The sequence below is a fragment of the Mycolicibacter senuensis genome (assembly GCF_003284925.1).
Classification (GTDB): Bacteria; Actinomycetota; Actinomycetes; order Mycobacteriales; family Mycobacteriaceae; genus Mycobacterium; species Mycobacterium algericum_A.
In genome coordinates this window covers 1-23,245 of sequence record NZ_QMEX01000030.1, presented here as the reverse complement: position 1 = coordinate 23,245, position 23,245 = coordinate 1, and the positions used below count along the sequence as shown (strand labels likewise).

Annotated in this window: 18 protein-coding genes; 7 read left to right on the top strand and 11 right to left on the bottom strand. The window is 67.4% G+C overall.

What is annotated here, in order from left to right; genetic code table 11:
• Positions 1-2 precede the first annotated feature (2 nt).
• Together DQP56_RS10050 and DQP56_RS10045 are read right to left on the bottom strand one after the other, a co-directional pair.
• On the bottom strand, positions 3-3,161 hold the full coding sequence (locus DQP56_RS10050; protein ID WP_112684984.1) for an adenylate/guanylate cyclase domain-containing protein: 3,159 nt from the start codon (positions 3,159-3,161) through the stop codon (positions 3-5).
• Positions 3,158-6,172, bottom strand: a complete 3,015-nt coding sequence (locus DQP56_RS10045; protein ID WP_435673844.1) for an ATP-binding protein — start codon at positions 6,170-6,172, stop codon at positions 3,158-3,160. Before DQP56_RS10045 ends, DQP56_RS10050 begins: the two co-directional genes overlap by 4 nt.
• A gap of 337 nt (positions 6,173-6,509) precedes the next feature.
• On the opposite strand from DQP56_RS10045, the gene DQP56_RS10040 reads away from it, so the two are divergent.
• Positions 6,510-7,592, top strand: coding sequence for an NAD-dependent epimerase/dehydratase family protein (locus tag DQP56_RS10040; RefSeq protein WP_234825593.1), 1,083 nt, complete (start codon positions 6,510-6,512; stop codon positions 7,590-7,592).
• Complete coding sequence (locus DQP56_RS10035; protein ID WP_112685002.1) at positions 7,589-8,731, top strand: AI-2E family transporter; 1,143 nt, start codon at positions 7,589-7,591, stop codon at positions 8,729-8,731. Before DQP56_RS10040 ends, DQP56_RS10035 begins: the two co-directional genes overlap by 4 nt.
• Here the strand turns inward: DQP56_RS10035 and DQP56_RS10030 are convergent.
• Positions 8,709-9,509 carry a dienelactone hydrolase family protein gene (locus tag DQP56_RS10030; protein WP_112684978.1) on the bottom strand — a complete coding sequence of 267 codons (801 nt, stop codon included), beginning with the start codon at positions 9,507-9,509 and terminating at the stop codon, positions 8,709-8,711. The two genes, DQP56_RS10035 and DQP56_RS10030, sit on opposite strands and share 23 nt — an antisense overlap.
• A complete protein-coding gene (locus tag DQP56_RS10025; RefSeq protein WP_234825592.1) occupies positions 9,506-10,171 on the bottom strand; it encodes a DUF4245 domain-containing protein in 666 nt (221 codons plus the stop codon). Before DQP56_RS10025 ends, DQP56_RS10030 begins: the two co-directional genes overlap by 4 nt.
• 64 nt (positions 10,172-10,235) lie before the next feature.
• On the opposite strand from DQP56_RS10025, the gene glpX reads away from it, so the two are divergent.
• Genes glpX through DQP56_RS10010 form a run of 3 tightly spaced genes read left to right on the top strand, consistent with a single transcriptional unit; the run spans position 10,236 to position 14,051 of the window.
• Positions 10,236-11,267 (top strand): class II fructose-bisphosphatase, encoded by a 1,032-nt coding sequence (glpX, locus tag DQP56_RS10020; RefSeq protein ID WP_205868838.1) that lies wholly within the window; start codon positions 10,236-10,238, stop codon positions 11,265-11,267.
• Positions 11,268-11,292: 25 nt separating this feature from the next.
• Positions 11,293-12,690, top strand: coding sequence for a class II fumarate hydratase (locus DQP56_RS10015; protein WP_112684972.1), 1,398 nt, complete (start codon positions 11,293-11,295; stop codon positions 12,688-12,690).
• An 8-nt stretch (positions 12,691-12,698) separates the two neighbouring features.
• A complete protein-coding gene (locus DQP56_RS10010; RefSeq protein ID WP_234825591.1) occupies positions 12,699-14,051 on the top strand; it encodes an MFS transporter in 1,353 nt (450 codons plus the stop codon).
• Here DQP56_RS10010 and DQP56_RS10005 read toward each other — a convergent pair.
• A complete protein-coding gene (locus tag DQP56_RS10005; protein WP_112684970.1) occupies positions 14,008-14,595 on the bottom strand; it encodes a TetR/AcrR family transcriptional regulator in 588 nt (195 codons plus the stop codon). The genes DQP56_RS10010 and DQP56_RS10005 overlap by 44 nt on opposite strands.
• 13 nt (positions 14,596-14,608) lie before the next feature.
• Positions 14,609-15,562 (bottom strand): oxygenase MpaB family protein, encoded by a 954-nt coding sequence (locus DQP56_RS10000; protein ID WP_112684968.1) that lies wholly within the window; start codon positions 15,560-15,562, stop codon positions 14,609-14,611.
• 167 nt (positions 15,563-15,729) lie between these two features.
• Here DQP56_RS10000 and DQP56_RS09995 point away from each other — a divergent pair, with 167 nt between their 5' ends.
• Positions 15,730-16,401, top strand: coding sequence for a hypothetical protein (locus DQP56_RS09995; protein WP_112684966.1), 672 nt, complete (start codon positions 15,730-15,732; stop codon positions 16,399-16,401).
• A 16-nt stretch (positions 16,402-16,417) separates the two neighbouring features.
• Here DQP56_RS09995 and DQP56_RS09990 read toward each other — a convergent pair whose 3' ends face one another.
• From DQP56_RS09990 to DQP56_RS09970, 5 genes are all read right to left on the bottom strand, one after another.
• Positions 16,418-17,227 carry a polysaccharide deacetylase family protein gene (locus tag DQP56_RS09990; protein WP_234825595.1) on the bottom strand — a complete coding sequence of 270 codons (810 nt, stop codon included), beginning with the start codon at positions 17,225-17,227 and terminating at the stop codon, positions 16,418-16,420.
• 57 nt (positions 17,228-17,284) lie between these two features.
• Positions 17,285-18,592, bottom strand: a complete 1,308-nt coding sequence (gene phoH2, locus DQP56_RS09985; RefSeq protein WP_112684962.1) for an RNA 5'-3' helicase PhoH2 — start codon at positions 18,590-18,592, stop codon at positions 17,285-17,287.
• Between the two features lie 194 nt (positions 18,593-18,786).
• Positions 18,787-19,614 (bottom strand): acyl-ACP desaturase, encoded by an 828-nt coding sequence (locus tag DQP56_RS09980; protein WP_112684960.1) that lies wholly within the window; start codon positions 19,612-19,614, stop codon positions 18,787-18,789.
• 75 nt (positions 19,615-19,689) lie between these two features.
• Positions 19,690-20,964, bottom strand: a complete 1,275-nt coding sequence (gene glyA / locus DQP56_RS09975; protein WP_112684958.1) for a serine hydroxymethyltransferase — start codon at positions 20,962-20,964, stop codon at positions 19,690-19,692.
• Between the two features lie 46 nt (positions 20,965-21,010).
• Entirely contained in the window at positions 21,011-22,219 is a 1,209-nt protein-coding gene (locus tag DQP56_RS09970) for a DUF885 domain-containing protein (RefSeq protein WP_112684956.1), read from the bottom strand.
• A gap of 45 nt (positions 22,220-22,264) precedes the next feature.
• Between DQP56_RS09970 and coaA the strand changes: the two genes are divergently transcribed.
• Positions 22,265-23,203, top strand: a complete 939-nt coding sequence (gene coaA / locus DQP56_RS09965) for a type I pantothenate kinase (RefSeq protein WP_112684998.1) — start codon at positions 22,265-22,267, stop codon at positions 23,201-23,203.
• Positions 23,204-23,245 lie beyond the last annotated feature (42 nt).

Genomic DNA, 23,245 nt, shown 5'->3' with positions numbered 1-23,245 from the left:
ACTCACGTCATCGCCTCCGCTAACGCCATATGGCCTTCATAGCCAACCTCGGTGGCCCGCGTGAGGTACCGGTCAGCGAAATCGCGGTAGCCGACTTCGTCGCCGTTCGCGCGCGCCAGCAACGCCCGCAGCCGGAGCAGCGGGACGTCGAACAACGCGTAGCCGGCGTCGGTCGGCGCGGCCGCCAATCTGTCGATGGCGGCCTGCGCCTCCGCGAGATCGGCTTTGCTGCCGCGTTGCAACAGTGATTCCACAAAGACCCTGGTTGCCTCACCTGGCGCGAGCATGTCACCCACGTCGAACAGATAATCGACCGCGACGCGGGCTATTTCGATAGCGTCGTCGATGTCCCCGACCCGGGCCCTCTCCCGCGCAAGCTCGGTCTCGAAAAACCGCACCGTGCTTTGCGCATACCCGTGCTGTAGGTAAGCGTCACGGTACTGGGTGAGCAGCGCCATACCGGCACCATGTCGGGTCCCTCCCTGGTTGATGAGAATGAGGCCGCGGCACAGCCGCGCGGTATCCACCGCGTAGTCGTCGCCGGAACGCTCGGCCATCTCCAGCGCCTGGGCGGTGTCGCGGTCGGCTGCCGAGTCGGGCAACACCACCCGGGCGTGGACGGCGACACCGTACTTCCCCAGCACGACCGTTACGTAGGTCCTGGCGTCGACGCTGCGAGCCATCACCAACGCCTGATCGAGGTCTTCCCGCCAGCCTCGGAGTCCGAGACAATATCGGCCGGAGCCACGGAACATGAGCGCAACCGCCAGCGGTGATCCGATCACCAGATTGCCCATGGCGGGGTCGCCGTCGGCCAGGTCAATGACGCGCTGGGCCAAGCGCAGACCTTCGGCCGCCTCGCCTGCCTGCACCTTGATATTGCACGGCGCGACGGCAAGCGCAACCGTCAACATCGGGTCGCCGATCAACTCCAGTAGCCGGCTGCAGTCCGACGCGAGGCGTGACGCCTCGACGTACCGGCTATGGAAGATCAACACCGTCATCAGGCCGGCCATGCCAATCGCCAGCGACAATTTGTCATCGACGGCGGTGCACAGTTCGTGCAGCTCCTCAAAGCCGGCATCGGCGACGCTGCCACTGACCCAGCTGGTGCTCGCGCACAGCAGGGTGCGCGGGGCGATGCGCATCGACGCCCGGCCCGGGTAGCCGGTGGGCAACCGGTCGGCGACCGACCGGGCGTGGTCCCAACTGACCCGCGCGGCCCTGATGTCGCGATGTTGTGCCCAAGCCCCCGCGCGCATGTGCCAGCCGAACGCGACGCTGAGGTCCGCGGCCGCCTCAAGATGCTCGGCTATCAGCGCCGCGTTCTCATCCAGCGCATCAGGGTGGCGTTGCTCGATCGCGGAGGCTAGGCGCCGATGCAGTTCGGCGCGGGCGGACTTGAGCTGTGACTCGTAGGCCACCGTCCGTATCAACGGGTGATGGAAGGCGTACTCAGCGCGCGGGGTGAACCGTACCTGCTCGACGAGTTCGGCAGCGATCAACTGGCCCACCTCAGGTTCACCACGAAGCAGCGCCAGTTGGTCTGCGCTGAAACGCAATCCGATCACCGCGGCGGCGTTCAACGTTTGCTTTGCGGCGGGGTCGAGGCGGTCGATGCGAGCTGTGATGGTGGCCTGCAAGGTGGCGGGCACGACGACACCGTCATCATCGACCTCACACCAATAGTCACCACGGGCACCGCTCAGCACACCGCGCTCGGCCAGGTCGCGCACAATCTCCTCGGCGAAGAACGGGTTCCCAGCCGCCCGCTCCACGACTCGCCTGCACAACGCCGCCACCGACGGGTGCGAACCGAACAATTCACTCGCCAGCGTTGCGGACTGGGAAGGACTCAGCGGTGCCAAGGTGATCGTCTGCGAATTCGGTGCACGGGTCAGCGCCCCGCGATATTCCGGCCGGTAGGTAATCATCACCAACGACGGGGTTTGCGGGATCACGGCCAGAAAATCCGCCAACAGGAACTCGCTCACCTCATCGATCCAATGCACATCCTCGATTACGAAAAGGGCGGGTGTGGTGCGGGCCAACGACACGGCGTTGATCAAGCGGGTCAGCCTACGGCGCCGCGCATCGGGATCAATGATTGGTAATTCGACACTGCCGTCACGAATCCCGAGCAGGTCGTCGAGCAGCAGCAGATCCTGCGGATCGGCGTCAGGCGCACGCTCCCTGACCAGAGCGCGGGCTGCTTCCGCACCGAGCAGAGTGATTCCGAGCGCCGTTCGTAGTAGCGCTGTCACCGTGTGGAAGGAAATTTCGCTGGCGTGCGATTCACAGTAAGTGGTGAATGCCTCAACAGCGCGGCCCTGCGCCACCGCAACGACCTCGCGGGCCATGCGGCTCTTGCCGATACCGGGTGGCCCCACGACACCAACCACACAGCCGGTGCCGTCGATCGCCGCGTCGAGCATGCCCGTCAGGGCGCCCATCTCCCAGCTGCGGCCCACCAACGCCGGATCCTGCCGACCATCGCGACGATAATCGGACGACGCCCCCAGCAGCTGGCGCGCCGGCACCGGCTCTGCAGCGCCCTTGATATGCACAAACTCCAGCTCACCCAACGCGGCAACGTCCTCGACCAGCCGCGCCGTCGAGGCGCTGAGCATCACTCCGCCCGGCGGGGCAACCGATTCCATTCGTTGCGCCAGACCGACCTGCTCGCCGATAGCGGTGTAGGTCAGCGGGTTGGAGCCGAGTTCACCGGCAACCACCCGGCCCGAATTCAATCCGACTCGCAACCGAAGTGCAATGCCGTCCTGACGTTGCACCTCATCGGCCAGACCCCGGGCTTGCTGCTGGATGTCCAACGCCGCCAAACATGCCCGAAAGGCATGGTCCTCCAACGCCACCGGCGCACCGAACACCGCCATGATGGCATCACCGATGAACTTCTCCACCGTGCCGCCGTAGCGCCGCAGCACCGCAGCACACCGGCCGAACAAATCACTCATGATCTCGCGCAACCGTTCGGCACCGACCGCCGCGGCGATGTCCATCGAATGCACCACATCGGCGAAGAGCACGGTCACCTGCTTGTACTCAGCCGGCCGATGAGCCGGCGCGACAGACACACCACACTCGGAACAGAATTTGGCGTTCTCCCGCAACTCGGTGCCACACGCCGCGCAGGCGGTCATGTCATCGCCTCCGCCAGCGCCATGTGCCCCTCAAGGCCAACCTCGGTAGCCCGCTTGAGGTAGCGCCCGGCGAAGGCGCGATAGCCGTTCTCGTCGCCGTTGGCGCGGGCCAGCAGTGCCCGCAGTCGGAGCAGCGGAATCTCGAACAATACAAACCCCGGGTCGGTCGGCACCGCCGCCAACCGGTCGATGGACGCCTGTGCGTCAGCGACGTCGGCCTCGGCACCGCGCTGCAGCAGCGATTCCACCAAGACTCTGGTGGCCTCTCCACGGGAGATCATTTCACCGGTGTCGAAGAGGTAGTCGACAACCGAGCGCGCGAGCTGAATAGCGCCGTCGACATCCCCGATCCTGGCCTTCTCCCTCGCGATCTCGGTGTCAACAAATCGCACAACGCTCTGTGCGTATCCATGTCGCAGTTGGGCTGCACGGTACTGGGCGAGCAGCGCCAACCCGGCACTGCGTTGCGAATCGCCCTGATTGGCCAGAATGAGGCCACGATTCAGCCGAGCGAAATCCACTGCGAAATCGCCACCGGAATGCTCGGCCATCGCCAGCGCGTCGGCACTCTCCCGCTCAGCCGACGCGCCGGACCGCGATACCCCGACGTGGACCGCGAGGCCGTACTTACAGAGCACGGCGAGGACGTAAGACGTCGCGTCCTCGCCGGCCAGCGCGACTGCCTGGTCAAGGTCTTCCTGCCAGCCTGAAACGCCGAGGCAATACCGGTTGGAGCCCCGATATGCGAACGCAAAGGCCAACGGTGATCCGACCAGTAAGTTGCCCTTGGCGGGGTCACCTTCGGCCAGGTCGATGGCGAGTTGCGCCAAGCGCAGGCCTTCGGCCGCCCAGCCTGCTTGCCACATGGCGTTGCTCGGTGCGCCGGCGACACCAACGGTTAGCACCGGATCGCCGATCGTCTCGAGCAGCTGGCTGCAGTCCGAGGCGACCCGCGCCGATTCCCGGAATCGGTTGTGCAACAGCAGCACCGTCATCAGGCCGGCCATTCCGATGGCAAGAGACACGGTGTCGCCGGACTCGGTGCACAGCTCGTGCAGCTCGTCAAAGCCGGCGTCGGCGACACTGCCGCCGACCCAGCTGGCGCTCCCGCATAGCAGCGTGCGCGGGGCGATACGCATCGACACGCGGTCTGGGTGGTCGGTAGGCAGCCGGTCGGCGACTTGCCGTGCACGTGCCCAACTGGCTCGCGCAGCCCTGATGTCGCGGTATTGCGCCCATCCCCCCGCCCGCATGTGCCAGTCGAACGCGTGCGACAGGTCCGCGGCAGCCTCGACATGCTCGGCGATCAGCGCCGCGTTCTCATCGAGCGCATCCGGGTGGCGCTGCTCGATGGCGGCCGCCAGCCGCCGATGCAGTTCGGCACGCCGCGACGTGAGCTGTGATTCGTAGGCCACGACCCGAATCAGCGGGTGATGGAAGACATACTCGGGGTGCACGGTGAACCGCACCCGGTCAACGAGTTCGACAGCGAGCAAACGGTCGATCTCCGCCTCGTTATCGAGCAGCGCCAACTGCTCAGCGCCGAACCGCATCCCGATGACTGCTGCCGCGTTCAGGGCCCGTTTGGCGGCGGGGTCGAGCCGGTCGATGCGGGCAGCGATGGTCGCCTGCAAAGTCGCAGGTACCGCGACGTCGGCCTCGTTGGTGTGGCAGACGTAGTTCCCACGGCGCCCAATCAGCACACCACGCTCGGCCAGATCGCGCACCATCTCTTCAGCGAAAAACGGATTTCCTGCCGCCCGCTCGACGACCTGTTCGAAAAGCGTCGTCACCGACGGGTGCGAACCCATCAGTTCGGTTGCGAGCGTGGCGGTTTGCGATGCGCTCAAGGGCGCCAAGTTGATCAGCCGCGTGTTCGGCATCCGCGTCAGTACACCCCGATACTCGGGCCGGTGGGTGATCATCACGAACGACGGGGTTCGCCGGATCACTGCCAGGAAATCGGCCAGCAACAACTCGCTGGCTTCATCGATCCAGTGCGTGTCCTCCAGGACGTAGACCGCCGGTGTGGTGCGAGCCAGCGAGACGGCGTTGACCAGTCGGGCCACCCGGCGTCGCCGGGCATCGGGGTCGATCGCCGGCAGCTCCGCCCCGCTGTGGCGTACGCCGAGCAGGTCCTCGAGCAGCAGCAGATCCCGTCGAGCCGCCTCGGGCACGCGTTCCTCGATTCGGGTGCGTGCCGATTCGTCATCGAGACCGTCTACCCCCAGTGCGGTGCGCAGCAACGACGTCGCCGCGTAGAACGGAACCTCTCGGGTATGGGACTCGCAGTAAGCGGCGAATACCTCGACGCCGCGGTCGCGTGCCTCGGCGCTGACCTCCGAGACGATCCGGCTCTTGCCGATACCGGGCGGGCCGACCACACGCACCACGCAACCCGTTCCCGCGATGGCCTCGTCCAGAATTCCCCGAAGCGCACCCATTTCCCAGGACCGCCCTACCAACACCGAATTCTGTCGGCGGGTATGCCGCCGCTCCGGTGACACCCCCAGTAGGCGGCGGGCAGGCACCGGCGCAACGACTCCCTTGACGCGGACCAACTCCGGCTCACCCAGCGAGGCAACGTGTTCGACCAAACGGGCGGTCGACTCACTGAGCATCACCCCGCCCGGGGGCGCCACCGACTCCATCCGTTGCGCCATTCCGACCTGCTCGCCGATGGCCGTGTAGCTGCCCGGCCGGGAACCGATCTCACCGGCGACCACCTCGCCCGAGTTCAGCCCAACCCTCAGCTGCAGCACACCCTTTTCGGACCGCTGAATTTCCAGGCCTGCCAGGCAGGAGCGAAAAGCGTGGTCCTCCAACGCCACCGGCGCACCGAACACCGCCATGATCCCGTCGCCGGTGAATTTGTCCACCGTCCCGCCATAACGCCGCACCACCGCCGCGCACTGATCGAACAACTGCGCCATGATCTCGCGCAGCCGCTCGGGACCCACTGCCGAGGCGATATCCATCGAATGCACCACGTCGGCGAAAAGAACCGTCACCTGTTTGAATTCCGCCGGTGCTGCGGCAGCAGTGACCGGCGAACCACAGGAGTGGCAGAACCGTGCATTCTCCAGTGGTTCGGCACCGCACCCCCGGCATGTGGTTGCGGTCATCCCGACCTCGCCGATCCGTCAAATCAACCGATCGGCCAAGAATATGCTTTTACTCGGCTAGCTGGGCTTTTTTCCGTGATCGTCACAACTGGGAAGGGCGCACCGAATAGGCCAAATGCGGTACGTGCCGCTGACGGCTAACTGGGGCACGAGCCGGTTTGTTCCGAACGGTTGTCGCCGGCCGGTTTTTCACGGAAAGATCGCGGGGGTTGAGGAGGTGCCCTTGAATACGGTGCTGGTGACCGGCGCATTCGGTCTGGTCGGTTCGGCGGTGGTGCGGCAGTTGGCTGCCGACGGCCGAGACGTCGTGGCAACTGATCTGGACACGCCTGCTAACCGGGAAGCGGCGGCCAAGCTACCGATGTCAGTAGAGGTGCGCTACGCCGACCTGACCGATCCGGCGGCCGTCGACGACCTCGTCGGCACGGTCAACCCCACCGCGATCATTCACCTGGCCGCGATGATCCCGCCGCTGATCTACCAGCACCGCGAGTTGGCTCGCAAGGTCAACGTCGAAGGCACCGACAACCTGCTGGCCGCCGCGGGCCAGCCCGAGCCGCGGGGTTCTTACGACGGTTCCAGCGTCGCTAAACCGCCCCGGTTCGTGCAGGCCTCCAGCATCGCCGTCTACGGCTCCCGCAACCCGCACACCGTCTCCGGGGTGCTGACCGCCGACACCCCGACCAACCCCGCCGACATCTACGGCGATCACAAGCTGCAGGCCGAACGGTTGGTACGCGAGTCGCAGCTGGACTGGGTGATCCTGCGGCTCGGCGGCGTGCTCACCGTCGACCCCGGCCCCTACGCCAAGCTCGACAACCTCTACTTCGAGCAGTTGCTGCCCGCCGACGGCAGGCTGCAAACCGTCGACGTCCGTGACGTCGCTGCGGCGTTCGCGGCGGCCACCACCGCGCCCGTGGTCGGCGAGACCCTGCTGATCGGCGGAGATGACAGTCACCGCCGGCTCCAGCGCGACGTCGCACCGGCGATGGCCGCAGCGATGGGCCTGGTCGACGGGCTGCCCGCCGGCCTGCCGGGCAACCCCGAGCGCGACGACGACTGGTTCAACACCGACTGGATGGATACCACTCGCGCCCAGGATGCGCTTGGCTTCCAACACCACTCGTGGCCACAGATGCTGGCAGAGACGGCAGCACAGGCGGGCCTCAAACGGCATCTGCTGCGGGTGGTTGCGCCACTGGCCAAGGTGGTGCTGGGGTGGCGTGCCCCCTACTACCGCTCCGGCAAGAAGTTCGCCGACCCGTGGGGTGCCATCGCGGCGAAATGGGGCGACCCGCGCCCGTGAACTCCGACTTCAGCCCCACCCAGCGACGTGCGCTGGCGGTCTTCACCGTCATCGCGCTGGCGTTCGGCGCGTATTTCCTGCGCACCTTCTTCGTGCTGATCGTGGTGGCCGCGGTGGGCGCTTACCTGTTCACTCCGCTGTTCCGTGCGCTGTGCCGGCGAGTGCCGGTCGGGCTGGCGGCCACCGGCACGCTGCTGGCGGCGTTGATCGCCGTCATCGTGCCGGTCGGACTGACGATCTTTCTGGCCGTCGTGCAGATCACCCGCACCGCCAACGATGTCGCCGACTGGGTGCAGGCCACCGACCCCAACGCGCTCGGCGACAAGGCGCTGAAGTTCGTCAACGGCCTGCTGGACCGGATTCCGTTCGTGCACGTCGAGCTGACGATGGACACGTTGCGTGAGGCGATGGTGAACGTGGCGCAGCGCGGCGGGGAGCTGCTGCTGCAGCTCCTGCAGGGCGCCGTCGGGGGCGTCGTCGGCGCAATCACCGCGGCGATCATCTTCTTGTACGTCTTCTTGGCGTTGCTGACCCATCGGGAGGAACTGCAGACCCTGATCCGCCAACTCAACCCGCTCGGCGCCGAGGTCACCGATCTGTACCTGGCCAAGATGGGGTCGATGGTGCGAGGCACCGTCGGCGGGCAGTTCGTGATCGCGTTCTGCCAGGGGGTGGCCGGAGCGGCCTCGATCTACATCGCCGGATTCCACCAGGCGTTCTTCATCTTCGCGATCCTGCTGACCGCGCTGTCGGTCATCCCGCTCGGCGGGGGCATCGTGACCATGCCCTTCGGTGTCGGCATGGCGCTGTTCGGCAACGTCGTCGGCGGGGTGTTCGTGGTGGCGTTCCACCTGATCGTGGTGACCAACATCGACAATGTGTTGCGCCCGATCCTGGTGCCGCGCGATGCCCGGCTCAATTCGGCGCTGATGCTGCTGGCCGTCTTCGCCGGGATCGGCATGTTCGGCTTCTGGGGCATCGTGATCGGCCCGGTGGTGATGATCATCATCGTCACCACCATCAATGTCTATCTGGCGGTGTACCACGGTGTGGAGTTACAGACCGGCGACGAGGAACCGAAAAGCCGCCGACGCTGGCGGCCGCGGCGCAAGGCGGTTACGGAGCCAGCCGCTCGGTGAGGAACTCGACGACCCGCTTGCGGGCCTCGTAGGTCGGGTGCCCGTCGACCTCACGGACCTGATCGGTGAGCACCGAGTGCGCCAACCGGGAGATACCGTGCGGGTTGCCGGGCGACGAATCGATCTCGATGACTTCGAATGCGTCGCCGAGGCGGGCCTTGAGGGTGCCGAAGCGTTCCCGCGGCACCATCCAATCCTCGCTGAACCGCAGTCCGATCGCACATAGCCCCTCGTTGGCGGCGCGGTCGGCCACCACCCCGAGTTCGACGTCGGACAGTCCGGCGTCACGGCGCTGCTTGGGCGTCAGCGGCAACGGCACCGACGGTTGGCTGAGTACCGGCGCCAACACGGCGTCGTCGACGGCGGCGGCCAACGCGAAGCCACCGGTGAAGCACTGCCCGATCACCCCGACCCCCTTGCCGGGGGTCTGCTCGTTGAGGTCGCGGGCCAGCGCCCGCAGGAACGCGGTCACCGGGCGCTGCGCGTTGGTCGCAAACGCGGTGAACTCCCGGGCCACGCAGACCCGAGCCAGCGTGGACGCCGCATAGCCGGGGGTGATCGCTTTGCCCGGCGTGCCGAACAGCGAGGGGATCGCCACGGTGAACCCGTTGTCCACCAGGTGGTTGCCCAGCCCGAGCACCGCCGGGTGGATGCCGGGGATCTCGGGGATCAGCACCACGCCCGGCCCCTGCCCCTTGCGGTACACGTCGTGGGTGAATCCGCCGCCGGTGAACGGCGTCGGGGTCCAGCCGGTCAGGTCAGCCTCGGGTGCGGTCACGGACGATCCTTTCGGCGGTCGGGCAACGGGGGTTGCGACTGGGTGGCGGACGCCAGGGCGCGGAACTGCTCGGCGCCCCCCGCGCCGGTGATCGCGAGCTGGGCCGCACCGGTCTTCCCGGTCAGCCGGGTGGTCCACACCGGGTCGCTGTCGCCCTGATACACCACCCAACGGGTGCCGTTGACATCCTCGGTGCCGGTGGGATGCAGGCCGGGATGGATCGATTCGACCAACGCGGCCTCGTCAGCGTTGCTCTGGGTCAGGCTGATGTACATCCCGGTCGGGCCGACGTAACCGACCCTCGAGGTGACCGCCCGCAGCCGCTGACCCGACGGATCGGTGCGCCCGTCGGTGATGCTGCCGCGGCTGCCGGAGTTGGGTTGCCAGTCTTCGGGCAGCGCCGGCAGCCGGACCGGGAACCCGAGTATCTGAGCATCGGCGTTGAGCGCGGCGACGGCGTCGTAGGTCGGCACCGGCCCGGCCGCCATGCCACCGGGGCGAAACGAGCAGGTCCCGGCCAGACCGGCCAGCAGTACGCAGGCCAGGACCAGCGGGGCGATCGACCAGAACATGTCGCGGCCGTCCTGCAGCAGACGGGGCTTGGCGGGCCTTGGGCCAGGGCGGGGTGCCGGAACGGTCGGCTGCGGGGGCTCAGCGGTCACGTTGCCAGTATCCCAGCTCAGTGGTGTTGATCCGGCTCTGGGAGAATCAACAGCCGTGACTGGCATGACGGGACCATCTCGACGGGAAGCTCCGGACCGCAACCTGGCCTTGGAGCTGGTGCGGGTGACCGAGGCCGGCGCCATGGCCGCCGGCCGATGGGTGGGCCGCGGCGACAAGGAGGGTGGCGACGGCGCGGCGGTCGACGCGATGCGCGAACTGGTGAACTCGGTGTCGATGCGCGGTGTGGTGGTCATCGGCGAGGGCGAGAAGGACCACGCGCCGATGCTCTACAACGGCGAAGAGGTCGGCAACGGCGACGGACCCGACTGCGACTTCGCCGTCGACCCGATCGACGGCACGACCCTGATGAGCAAGGGCATGCCCAACGCCATCTCGGTGCTGGCGGTCGCCGAGCGCGGCGCGATGTTCGACCCGTCGGCGGTGTTCTACATGAACAAGATCGCGGTGGGCCCCGAAGCCGCCGACGTCTTGGACATCACCAAACCGATCGCCGACAACATCAAGGCCGTCGCCAAGGTCAAGGGCTTGTCCCCGCGCGATATGACGGTGTGCATCCTGGACCGGCCGCGACACGCGCAGCTCATCCATGATGTGCGGGCCGCCGGGGCGCGGATCCGGCTGATCACCGACGGCGACGTGGCCGGGGCGATCGCGGCGTGCCGGCCCGAGTCGGGCACTGACATGCTGGCCGGGATCGGCGGCACCCCGGAGGGCATCATCGCCGCCGCGGCGATCCGCTGCATGGGCGGGGAGATTCAGGCCCAGCTGGCGCCCACCGACGACGCCGAACGCCAGAAGGCCCTCGACGCGGGCTACGACCTCGACGAGGTGCTGACCACCGAACACCTGGTCTCGGGCGAGAACGTGTTCTTCTGCGCCACCGGCGTGACCGACGGCGACCTGCTCAAGGGAGTGCGGTACTACCCCGGCGGCTGCACCACCCAGTCGATCGTGATGCGCTCGAAGTCCGGCACCGTCCGGATGATCGAGGCCTACCACCGGCTGTCGAAGCTCAACGAGTATTCGGCGGTCGATTTCACCGGCGACGCCCACGCCGCCTACCCCCTGCCCTGACCGTCAACCGAGGACTGAAGAACCTATGAGCGACACCGAATACCGCATCGAACACGACACCATGGGCGAGGTCCGGGTGCCGGTGAATGCGCTGTGGCGCGCGCAGACCCAGCGCGCGGTGGAGAACTTCCCGATCTCCGGGCGCGGGCTGGAGCGCACCCAGATCCGGGCGCTGGGTCTGCTCAAGGGCGCGTGCGCGCAGGTGAACGCCGACCTGGGCCTGCTGGCCCGGGAGAAGGCCGACGCGATCAAGGCCGCCGCCGCCGAGATCGCCGACGGCAAACACGACGACCAGTTCCCCATCGACGTGTTCCAGACCGGCTCGGGCACCAGCTCCAACATGAACACCAACGAGGTGATCGCGTCGATCGCGGCCGCCAACGGGGTGACGGTGCACCCCAACGACGACGTGAACATGTCGCAGTCGTCCAATGACACCTTCCCGACCGCCACCCACATCGCGGCCACCGAGGCCGCGGTGCGCCACCTGATCCCGGCACTGCAGGAGCTGCACGACGCGCTGGCCGCCAAGGCCACGCAGTGGCGCACCGTGGTCAAGTCGGGCCGCACCCACCTGATGGACGCCGTTCCGGTGACGCTGGGCCAGGAGTTCTCCGGCTACGCCCGCCAGATCGCCGCCGGAATCGAGCGGGTGCAGTCGACGCTGCCCCGCCTTGGTGAGCTGGCGATCGGCGGCACCGCCGTCGGCACCGGCCTCAACGCCCCCGACGGCTTCGGCCCCAAGGTCGTCGAGGTGCTGGTCGCCGAGACCGGGATCACCGAGCTGCGCACCGCGGCGAACTCGTTCGAGGCGCAGGCCGCCCGCGACGGCCTGGTCGAGGCGTCTGGGGCGCTGCGCACCATCGCGGTGTCGCTGACCAAGATCGCCAACGACATCCGCTGGATGGGCTCGGGCCCGCTGACCGGCCTGGCCGAGATCCAGCTGCCCGACCTGCAGCCAGGCAGCTCGATCATGCCGGGCAAGGTGAATCCGGTACTGCCCGAGGCGGTCACCCAGGTGGCGGCGCAAGTGATCGGCAACGACGCGGCGATCGCCTGGGGCGGCGGCAACGGCGCCTTCGAGCTCAACGTCTACATCCCGATGATGGCCCGCAACATGCTGGAGTCCTTCACGCTGCTGACCAACGTCTCGCGGCTGTTCGCCGAGCGCTGCATCGTCGGGCTGGTCGCCAATGAGGAGCACCTGCGCGAGCTGGCCGAGTCGAGCCCGTCGATCGTGACGCCGCTGAACTCCGCGATCGGCTACGAGGAGGCCGCCGCGGTGGCCAAGCAGGCCCTCAAGGAGCGCAAGACGATCCGTCAGACCGTGATCGATCGCGGGCTGATCGGCGAAAGCCTCTCGGAGGCCGAGCTCGACAAGCGTCTCGATGTGCTGGCGATGGCCAAGGTGAAGGACGCCTAAGCAACCTCATGGCCGGCGAACCGGTCGGGTCCGCTGGGCCCGTGGTGGGCCGGGCGGCGATGGCGAAGGTGACTCGTCGCCTCATCCCTTTTCTGGCGCTGCTCTACTTCATCAATTACCTCGACCGCGTCAACATCGGCTTCGCCGGTCCCAACGGCATGAACGACGACCTCGGCATGACCGCGACGATGTTCGGGTTCGCATCGGGGATCTTCTTCCTGGGCTACCTGTTGCTGGAGGTACCCAGCAACATCGCGCTGCACCGGTTCGGCGGTCGGCGCTGGCTGGCCCGCATCATGCTGACGTGGGGAATCGTGAGCACCGCAATCGCTTTCGTCCCCAACGCGACAACGCTCGTGGTACTGCGGTTCCTGCTCGGGGTGGCCGAGGCCGGCTTCTTCCCGGGGATCATCCTGTATCTCACGTTCTGGTTCCCACAGAAGCAGCGGTCGCGGGCCATCTCGCTCTTCATGGTGGCGGTGCCGGTCTCGACGGCGATTGGCTCGACGTTGTCCTCGCTCGTCATCGACTGGGGGCACGGGGTTTTCGGTCTCGCCGGGTGGCGTTTCATGTTCTTGGCCGAAGGCCTGCCGGCGATCGCTCTTGCATTCGTGTGCTGGTTCTATCTGACCGACCGGCCTGCTCAGGCCGGCTGGCTCGACGCCGACGAGAAGCGGTGGCTGGAAACGACATTGGCGAACGAACGCGCAGCGGCCGAGGCCGGTCAGCACTGGGGGCTCAAGAAGGCACTCAGTCATCCCCGGATGCTGGCGCTGGCATTCGTCTACTTCGGGATCGTCTACGGGCTGTATGCCGTCGGGTTTTTTCTGCCGAGCATTGTCGCCGGGTTCGAGCAGCAGTACGGCAGCCGACTGAGCCTGATCGGGCGCGGTGTCGTGATTGCGATTCCCTGGGCGGTCGCAGCGGTCGTGATGGTGCCGTGGGCCCGGCACGCCGACCGGACGGGCGAACGCGTCTGGCATGTGGCGATTCCGGCGATCATCGGCGGCGTCAGCATCCCCGCAGCGCTCTACCTGGCCAACCCGTATCTGGCGATGGCCGCGATAACGGTGTCGACGTGCTCGATCATGTGCGCGATGCCGGTCTTCTGGGCGCTGCCGTCGACGTTTCTGACCGGGACCGCGGCGGCCGGTGGCATCGCCTTGATCAATTCACTGGGCAATCTGAGCGGCTTCGGCGGCCCGTATGTCACGGGCTGGCTGACGGATCTGACCGGCGACCCCAAGGTGGCGCTGTGGGTGATCGGGGCGATGTCGCTCGCCGCGGCCGGGATGGTGGTTGCGCTCGGCTGCGCCCCTACCAGACCAGCGGTGCCAGAAACTTCGTCGCGTAAGCGCTGACCGCCTTGCCATCCCGCGGATCGAGCACCGAGGTTCGCACCTGGGCGATCGACGCAGCCAGCCGCACATGCAATTCGGCGGCAGCCACCAGGTCGGCGTCAGGCATGGTGGCCCCGGCGGCGCGCAACGCCTTGGCCATCGCGTTCGACGCCCCCGACAGGAATGTCTCCGCCTCCCGGTACATCCCGGCGATCATCGGTACGCCGCCGTCGAGCCGGAGCAGCTTTCGCACCACCGGATCGGTGGTGAGCAGGCGCAACCCGGCGCAGAACGCCGCTACTGCGGCGTCGCGCGGCCCGGAATCCACCGCGACCGTGCGCAGCTGAGTCATCGCATGGTCGAAAGCCCGGCGGCCCAGCTCGGTGATCAGCGCGTCCCGGGTCGGAAAACGCCGGTACAAGGTGCTGCGGCTGACCCCGGCCTGGCGGGCGATGACGTCGAGGCTGGCCCGCCCCACCCCGACCAGGCCGACCTCCTCGGCGGCCGCCTTGAGAATGGCGGCCTCCTGCTCTGCCGGGCTCGCGGTACTTCGTCGCGATGACATCGCTACCAGTGTGTCATCCCATCGGGCAGCCGGATGGCGCGAAAGAGTCCAGCGCGACCGACCGGTGCAGCTTCACCAGCTTCTCGTACTGCAGCCGGTTGTAGGCCAGCGGTACCAGCACGAGTCGATCGGGCAGGATCCGCCAGGCCAGCTGCGCCAAGTGCGTATAGACGGCGAACTCCGCGTTGTGGCGTGGCTGCCACCCGAAGCCGGTCAGCTCGCGGACACCGGGATGCATGATCCCGAACGAGCAGATCTTCACCACGCGGCCGGCTCCGGCGCTGACCACCGACCACAGCGGACCGGCGGCGGCCCGAACCGGGGCCGGCAGCGCCGACGGCAACGGCAACCGGCCCAGACCTGCGGTGACCCGATCCAAAAACGGGTTGGCCTGCAGGTCGGTCCGCACCATCTCCTCGTAGTAGGCGGCGGCCTCGGCGTAGCTGGCCGGGAACTTGGCGGCCTTGCCGGGCAGCTCGATGGCCCGGAACGCTTCCAGCAATTGCAGGTAGGCCGCCTCCCGCTCGGCGTCGGTCCACTCGATCCCGGTGACGGGGGTGAACGAATTGAGGGTCACGAACATGCCGCTGACGGCGATCCAGTTCCACAGCCGCGGGCTCAGCGCGCTGTAGCGCACGTCGGCGAAGTCGCCTTTGCCGTGGCCATGCACGTCGCGATGCATCCGCTTGAGGCGTTCTCCCTCGGCGGCACGGTCCTCGGCGTCGCCCCAGATGGCAAGCAGCGCAGAGAATCCGCTGCGGATGGCGCGGTCGGTGAAGTTGCGCTCGAAGCGCCCTGTCTTGTCCACCGCGGCGGCCACCGGCACCAGCGCCACCTCGTCGAAGGCCGCGGCGCCGAACAGTCCGGTGAGCACGCTGCCGGAATGCCTGCGGAATTGGGCCATCACTTTGGGGCGTACGCGGCTGGCGCGGTCGATGCTGGTGACTTTGCCGGCCACTGCCGTCATGTGGGGCCTCCTCGACTCCGATGACACAAAGAATAGCTTTCTGTGTCAACGTGTCAAGGCTCAGGGCGGGACGAGGTCGCCGAGATCATGGCGTAAGTAGTCCCGGTCCGGAACTGCAGTAGTGCACCACTGGATCCTTCACGGCTCACACGGGCGACGATTTGCCGATGGACCCGACACATCGCCCGCCTGCCACGACCGGTGTTGCCCTGCTGAGCGCCGGCCTGCTCAGCGCCGGCCTGATTTGCGTCACCCCCACGGCGGCGCCCCGCATGATCCAGCCCACGGTTGAACTCGCCGCCGCCGAGGCGGTCAGCGACCTGGCCGGTCTTGGCGAGACATCTGCCGGCGCGGCGGAGGGCGACTCCCTGATGCTCCTCGACCCCGATTTCTGGCAACTGTTCTGGTATGAACTGAGCAATCCGGATGCCGGCTCGGCCGCGTGGCTGCTGCTCGTGGAAGCTCTTGAGCAACTTCCGATTATCGGCCCGGTAATGATGGGCTTCGGGCTGCTGATATTTCCAGCGACTCTCCTGCTCGCCCAGCTCTGGTATCAGACCGCACAATTTTTCGGTTTCGAACCATATCCCTCCCCAGCCGAGGAATCGGGAACCGGCTTGCAAGAGGTCGACGACGCGGTGTTCGCGGGGGGAACGGATCCGGCTTTGGCTGCCGGAGTCAGCCCGGCGCTAGCGGACGTGACTTCGGTCCTGGACCTCAATCCGTCAGCTGATATCGACGCAGCGATTGATCCCACCGGAATGGCCGACATCGGCATGGCCCTGGACCTCACCGAGATCCCGGTTCTGGATGACATTCTGACGAGTCTCATCCCGTGACTCCCTGCGGCGGAGATCACGCCCCGTTGTTCGGCCCACCCGAGTTCGCCCCGGCGATGTCGGTGATCGGGAAGTTCGGCATCGGCGGCGGCGACGGTGTCGCCGGCAGCCCGGGGATGTCGGCGGGCGGAATGTCATGCAGCTCGTTGACCGGCGGGCCGTTCTCCCGGCCCCCGTACACGCTGCCCGGGGCGCGCGGCCCGAGCAGCTCGCCGACCGTAACCATGTGGTAGCCATTGGCTTTGAGCACCGGCAGAAATTGGTAGACCAGATCGACGGTGGACGAATAGGTGTCATGGAACAGCACCACCGACCCGGGCTTGATCTGGGTCATCAGCATGTAACGGGTCGCGGCGGTGTCGGCGTCGTTGATCCAGTCGAACGGGATGACATCCCACAGGATCGCGGCCTGGCCGAATTTGGCGGCCTGCTGATTCACCGCGTCGTCGGTGAGCCCGCCCGGGGGGCGCCACAGCGTCGGCACGGAACCGGTGGCCGACCGGATCGCGTCGTTGGCCTTCGCGAACTGCGCGGGCACATCGTTGGCCGGGATCTCCGTCATGTTCGGGTGCTCCCAGGTGTGGCTGCCGATCTCCATCCCGGCTTCGGCGATCCGCGCAGCGCCTGCCGGGTCGGCCGCCACCTTGTTGCCGATCAGGAAAAAGGTGGCGCGCGCGTCGGCGTCGTTCAAGACCCGCAGCAACCGGTCGGTGTAGGGCGAGGGCCCGTCGTCGAAGGTCAGCGCCACGCACTTGACGGCGGCGCAGTCCACGGGGTTCGCAGCAGCGTGGTGGGCGGGGGCGGCACAGGCTCCTACCACCGCCATGGCGATCAGGGCGGCAAGCACTCGCAAACACGGCACGCGGGCAGCCTACCCGGGGGCTCACCGCAGCTCGGGGCCGTTGATCTCCTCGAGCATCTCGGTGACCAGCGCGGCGATCGGCGAACGCTCACTGCGCAGCAACGTGATGTGGGCGAACAGCGGGTGGCCCTTCAGCTTCTCGATCACCGCGGCGATGCCGTCGTGGCGGCCGACCCGCAGGTTGTCGCGCTGGGCGACGTCGTGGGTGAGCACCACCCGCGACCCGGTGCCCAACCGCGACAGCACCGTCAGCAGCACGTTGCGTTCCAGCGACTGGGCCTCGTCGACGATCACGAACGAGTCGTGCAGTGAGCGGCCCCGGATGTGGGTCAGCGGCAGCACCTCGAGCATGCCGCGCGAGGCCACCTCCTCAAGCACCGCCGGGCTGGCCAGGCCCTCCAGAGTGTCGAACACCGCCTGGGCCCACGGCCCCATCTTCTCGTTCTCGCTGCCCGGCAGGTAACCCAGTTCCTGGCCGCCGACGGCGTAGAGCGGGCGGAATACCACGACCTTGCGCTGGGTCCGCCGCTCCAGGACGGCCTCTAGGCCGGCGCACAGCGCCAGCGCGGATTTGCCGGTGCCCGCCTTGCCGCCGAGCGAGACGATGCCGACCGATTCGTCGAGCAACAGATCCAGCGCAACGCGCTGCTCGGCGGAGCGCCCGCGCAGGCCGAAGGCCTCCCGGTCACCCCGGACCAACTGCACCCGCTTGGCGGCATTGACCCTGCCCAAGGCGTGCGAGCTGCCGCCGAGCAGCCGTACCCCGGTGTGGCAGGGCAAGTCTCGCGCCGCGGCCAGGTCGATCTCGCCCTCGTCGAATAGCGCATCGATGTCGTCGACGGATGCCTCGACCTCGTCCATCCCGGTCCAGCCGGAGACGATGACGTCCTGGGCGTGGTACTCGTCAGCGGCCAGGCCCACCGCAGCGGCCTTGACCCGCAACGGAATGTCCTTGCTCACCAACGTGACTCGCCGTCCCTCGGCGGCGAGGTTGGCGGCGCAGGTCAGAATCCGCGAATCGTTGTCCTCGGTGCGAAACCCCGAGGGCAACACCGCAGGATCGCTGTGGTTGAGTTCGACGTGCAACGTGCCGCCCTGTGTCCCAACCGGGATGGGCTGATCAAGGCGACCGTGCTCCAGTCGCATGTCGTCGAACAGCCGCAGCGCCTGGCGAGCGAACCAGCCGAGCTCATGGTGGTGGCGTTTGGCCTCCAGTTCGCTGATCACCACCAGCGGGACGACGACCTCGTGTTCGGCGAACCGGGTGCAGGCCCAAGGGTCCGACAGCAGCACAGAGGTGTCAAGCACGTACGTCCGGATATCAGGCACTGAGCGCTCCAGCGGTGAGGGCGCGCGCGACCCCGCGCGAGCAGATCGACGGGGAACGCAGCACCAGAACCGGGGCCGGTCCTGTCGTAGTCACGACCGGTGGTGCCGCCTAGACGGCAGAGCGTGTGGCAAGCCATCGCTTGCGACGGTACCCCCGTCGGCGCGTGCGCGCCGCGCAGGCGCGCCGGAGCTCGTCAGCTGCTGACGAACGCCTTCAAATCGGGGTGCGCGGCCAGGCCCCAGGCGTTGATCCGGTCGGCGATCACCCGGCGCAACTGGTCAGGCCCGAAGATCCCGGCTTCGGCGATTCCGGCCTGCCGGCCGGCGTAGGCGTCGATGTCGGCGCCGATGACCTTCAACTCGCCGGCCCGGGCGGCGATGGCGGCCACCGTCTCGTCGTGCACGTAGTCCAGGCAGTGCGCTACCAGGTTGGCGAAGAACTCCTCGTGGCGTTCCTCGTCACCGGCGATCCGGTTGATCAGGCCCTTGAGTACCGGTTCCTCGATCTGTTCGGCCAGGTTGCGGCAGAACTCGGCGCAGGCGCGCTCATAGAACGCCATGAACACCAGCGTCTCGACCTGGCTGTACTGGTCGGCGCGGTAGCCCTTCTGCACATGCTCCATGCGGACGCGCTCGTTGGCGTCCGGGTCGATCTCCCGGGTGACGATCAGGTATTCGCGCAGCGCGATGGCGTGCAGATGCTCTTCGGCAGTCCACCGGCCGATCCAGCGCCCCCACTTGTCCTCGAGGATGAAGTGCTCGACGAACTCGCGGTGGTAGCCGGCCAGGCTGTCCTTCTCGATGAGCAGGATCTCGCAAGCGTCGGTGATCACCGTGGGCAGGCTGACCTGCGACGGATCCCAGTCCTTGCCGCCGAGGAAGGCGAAGTTCTCGCCCTGCTCGAACGGCACGAAGTCGTGCGCGTACCAGGGGTCCACGGTGTCGATGTGGCGGACCATGTTCGCGGCGACAACCGGCTCCAGCTCACGAATCAGCGCGTTAGCAACGGGACGTTCAGCCATGAAAGTAACTGTAACCCGGATTCACACTATCTTGTCAACTCGGGGCGGCGTGTCCTCCACGGGCGACCCGCCCGGTCAGGCCAGCTTCCAGTCCTCCAGACCGTCATAGAGCGGGAAGTCCTGCGCCAGCTTGCCGACCCGGGCCCGCAGCGCCGACATGTCGACGGCCGAACCGGCCGCCAGCGCAGTGGCGATGATGTCGGCCACCTCGGTGAACTCGGTATCGCCGAAGCCACGGGCCGCCAGCGCCGGGGTACCGATCCGCAGCCCGGAGGTGACCATCGGCGGGCGCGGGTCGTTGGGGACGGCGTTGCGGTTGACGGTGATGCCGACCTCGTGCAGCAGGTCCTCGGCCATCTGCCCGTCCAGCGGCGAATCCCGCAGATCGACCAGTACCAGGTGCACATCGGTGCCACCGCTGACCACCGACACACCGGCCTTGGCAACGTCGTCGGCCAACAACCGCTCGGCAAGGATCTTCGCGCCCGAGAGCACGCGTTGCTGGCGCTCGGCGAACTCGGGTGTGCCGGCGATCTTCAGCGCGACGGCCTTGGCGGCGATCACGTGCATCAGCGGACCGCCTTGCTGACCGGGGAAGACCGCCGAGTTGATCTGCTTGGCGAACTCCTTCTTGCCGACGATCAGCCCGGAGCGCGGCCCGCCGAGGGTCTTGTGCACGGTGGTCGAGACCACCTGGGCGTGCGGCACCGGCGACGGGTGCAGGCCGGCGGCGACCAGCCCGGCGAAGTGCGCCATGTCCACCCACAGCGTGGCGTCCACCTCATCGGCGATCGAGCGGAAGGCTTCGAAATCGAGGATCCGCGGATAAGCCGACCAGCCGGCGATGATCACCTTCGGTTTGAACTCCAGCGCCTGCGCGCGCACCACATCCATGTCGACGCGGTGGGTCACCGGGTCCACGCCGTAGAAGGCGTTCTCGTAGAGCTTGCCGGAGAAGTTCAGCCGCATCCCATGGGTCAGGTGGCCGCCGTTGGCCAGGTCCAGGCCGAGCAGTCGCTCCCCCGGTTCCATCAGCGCCTGCAGCACCGCGGCATTGGCCTGGGCACCCGAGTGGGGCTGGACGTTGGCGAACTCCGCGCCGAACAGTTCCTTGGCGCGGTCGCGGGCGATGTTCTCCACCACGTCGACGTGTTCGCAGCCGCCGTAGTAGCGCCGGCCCGGCAGACCTTCGGCGTATTTGTTGGTCAGCACGCTGCCGTGCGCCTGCAGTACCGCACGCGGCACGAAGTTCTCCGACGCGATCATCTCCAAGGTGTCGCGCTGGCGCCCCAGCTCCTTGCCGAGCAGCTCGGCGATGTCGGGATCGAGTTCGGCCAGCGGGGTCGACATCGTGGACGCGGGGCGGGTATGCGGTGCGGCAGTCACGCCGGTCAGTCTATAGAGCCAGCTCGGCCCGCAGCGTCGACGGGATCAGCGGCTCGTCGAGCAACCGGCCGAACCGCTCGGTGAGGCTCGCCGCCGCGGGCCGGCCGTCCAGCCAGGCGCGCAGCAGCCGGTAGCCCTCCACGTAGGTCGAGGTGTAGGCCCGCCACAGCGGTGACGACAAGAACCGCAGCATCTGGCGGGCCCGATCGTCGGTGACCAGCAGCCAGCGGCGCAGATAGTCGACCACCTCGTCGACGTCGCGACGCTCGTCGTGCAGCATCAGCGCCGCGTCCTGGCGCACCTCGGCGAGCGCCGCGGCTGCCTCCGCCACCGCCTCGGCCCGTTCACCATCGAACCGCAGCCCCAGGTCGGCGTAGATCTCTTCGGCCCAACCGCCCCAGCCTGACCCGACCGCGGCGTACAGCGCCAGGTCAGCCAGGCCCTCGGCCATCAGACACTGCGGGGTGTTGACCAGAAAAATCGTCTGCTCGGCCTGGCCCAGGTGCGAGACCAGCCCGGCCTCCTTGCGGCAGTGCTCGGTGTGATGGCCCGGGTAGGACTCATGGGCGACCAGTCTGGGCAGGTTCGACATCAGCTGTTTGAGGTCGGCGTTCACGGCCACCGTGGAGCGGTAGTCACCGTGGTAGTAGTTGAAACCCGACCACGGCTTGTCGGTGACGACCTCATAGCTGATGACCTCGGTCTCCGGCAGCGGGAACTGGGTGCGTACCCGGTCACGCAGCGCCGATGAGAAGGCATGGATCGCCGCTTCGAGCCCCTCCGGCGGAATCTCCTCGGCGCGGCGGTGTGCGGCCATTCGCTCGGCCAGCGGGCCGGTTCCGCCCAGCGCTTCGTCCAGCCGGGCGTGGGCTTGCCGGTAGCGGTCGGTGTCACCCTTACCGATGCCGGTGAGGTCGAAGTACTCGCGCACCTCGTCGATGAAACCGACCTGTTCCCCGGCGAACTTGCGGCCCGCGCACGCCAGCGCCCGCAGGTGCGCCCGCAGGTAGTCGGCGCGCGCCGCCTCGAGACCACCCGGCAGTTCGGTGAGCAGCTTCTCGGCCTGCTGGGCCAGCACCGCCGGGTCGGGCATCGGCTCGTTCTCGACGAGGCGGCGCAGCGCCGGGTCACCGGTGAAGGCGTCGACATAACCCGGCTCGATCCGGTCGAAGCGCAGACCGAGCAGCAGGTATTCACGGGTCAATGCAGCGGGCTCCATACCCGATCAGGCTAACCGTCGAGCCTGCTGCAAGACTGTATGGTCATGCGGCGGCTTAGCGAGCCGAGTCCCTATGTGGAGTTCGACCGACGTCAATGGCGGACGCTACGTATGTCGACGCCGATGCCGCTCACCGAAGAAGAGGTCGTGGCGCTGCGCGGTCTCGGTGAGCAGGTCGACCTGCTCGAGGTCGAAGAGGTCTATCTGCCACTGGCCCGTCTGCTGCACCTGCAGGTCGCCGCCCGCCAGCAGCTGTTCGCCGCCACCGCGGAGTTCCTCGGCGAGAGCGACCAGAGCCCCGACCGCCCGGTGCCGTTCATCATCGGGGTGGCCGGCAGCGTGGCCGTCGGCAAGTCGACGACGGCGCGCGTACTACAGGCCTTGTTGGCTCGCTGGGACCGCCACCCGAGGGTGGACCTGGTCACCACCGACGGGTTCCTCTACCCCAACCGGGAGTTGGAACGCCGGAACCTGATGCACCGTAAAGGGTTTCCGGAAAGCTATAACCGGCGCGCGCTGATGCGCTTCGTCACCTCGGTGAAATCCGGCGCCGACTACGCGTGCGCGCCGGTGTATTCACACCTGAGCTATGACATCGTCGCGGGCGCCAAACAAGTGGTCCGTCACCCCGACATCTTGATCCTCGAGGGTCTCAATGTGCTGCAGACCGGGCCCACGCTGATGGTCTCGGATCTGTTCGACTTCTCGTTGTATGTCGATGCCCGGGTCGAAGACATCGAGCACTGGTACGTCTCCCGGTTCCTGGCGATGCGTTCCACCTCGTTCGCCGATCCCGAGTCGCACTTCCACCACTACGCGGACCTCAACGACCAACAGGCGGTGGCCGCCGCCCGCGACATCTGGCGCTCCATCAACCGTCCCAACCTGGTCGAGAACATCCTGCCGACCCGGCCCCGGGCGACCCTGGTGCTGCGCAAAGACGCCGATCACTCCATCAACCGGCTGCGGCTGCGCAAGCTCTAGCTCACGGCGATCACACGCACGGGCGGAGTCGGGCGCTGCGGT

What these genes read in the sequence shown, in the direction of transcription:
- DQP56_RS10050 (WP_112684984.1), bottom strand. Translation starts at nt 3,161, where the DNA reads ATGACCGCCTGCGCGGCGTGTGGCACCGAGTTGCGGGAGAACGCCAAA.
- glpX (WP_205868838.1), top strand. Translation starts at nt 10,236, where the DNA reads ATGACGGGACCATCTCGACGGGAAGCTCCGGACCGCAACCTGGCCTTG.
- DQP56_RS10015 (WP_112684972.1), top strand. Translation starts at nt 11,293, where the DNA reads ATGAGCGACACCGAATACCGCATCGAACACGACACCATGGGCGAGGTC.
- DQP56_RS10010 (WP_234825591.1), top strand. Translation starts at nt 12,699, where the DNA reads ATGGCCGGCGAACCGGTCGGGTCCGCTGGGCCCGTGGTGGGCCGGGCG.
- DQP56_RS10005 (WP_112684970.1), bottom strand. Translation starts at nt 14,595, where the DNA reads ATGTCATCGCGACGAAGTACCGCGAGCCCGGCAGAGCAGGAGGCCGCC.
- DQP56_RS10000 (WP_112684968.1), bottom strand. Translation starts at nt 15,562, where the DNA reads ATGACGGCAGTGGCCGGCAAAGTCACCAGCATCGACCGCGCCAGCCGC.
- DQP56_RS09995 (WP_112684966.1), top strand. Translation starts at nt 15,730, where the DNA reads ATGGACCCGACACATCGCCCGCCTGCCACGACCGGTGTTGCCCTGCTG.
- DQP56_RS09990 (WP_234825595.1), bottom strand. Translation starts at nt 17,227, where the DNA reads ATGGCGGTGGTAGGAGCCTGTGCCGCCCCCGCCCACCACGCTGCTGCG.
- DQP56_RS09980 (WP_112684960.1), bottom strand. Translation starts at nt 19,614, where the DNA reads ATGGCTGAACGTCCCGTTGCTAACGCGCTGATTCGTGAGCTGGAGCCG.
- glyA (WP_112684958.1), bottom strand. Translation starts at nt 20,964, where the DNA reads ATGTCGACCCCGCTGGCCGAACTCGATCCCGACATCGCCGAGCTGCTC.
- DQP56_RS09970 (WP_112684956.1), bottom strand. Translation starts at nt 22,219, where the DNA reads ATGGAGCCCGCTGCATTGACCCGTGAATACCTGCTGCTCGGTCTGCGC.
- coaA (WP_112684998.1), top strand. Translation starts at nt 22,265, where the DNA reads ATGCGGCGGCTTAGCGAGCCGAGTCCCTATGTGGAGTTCGACCGACGT.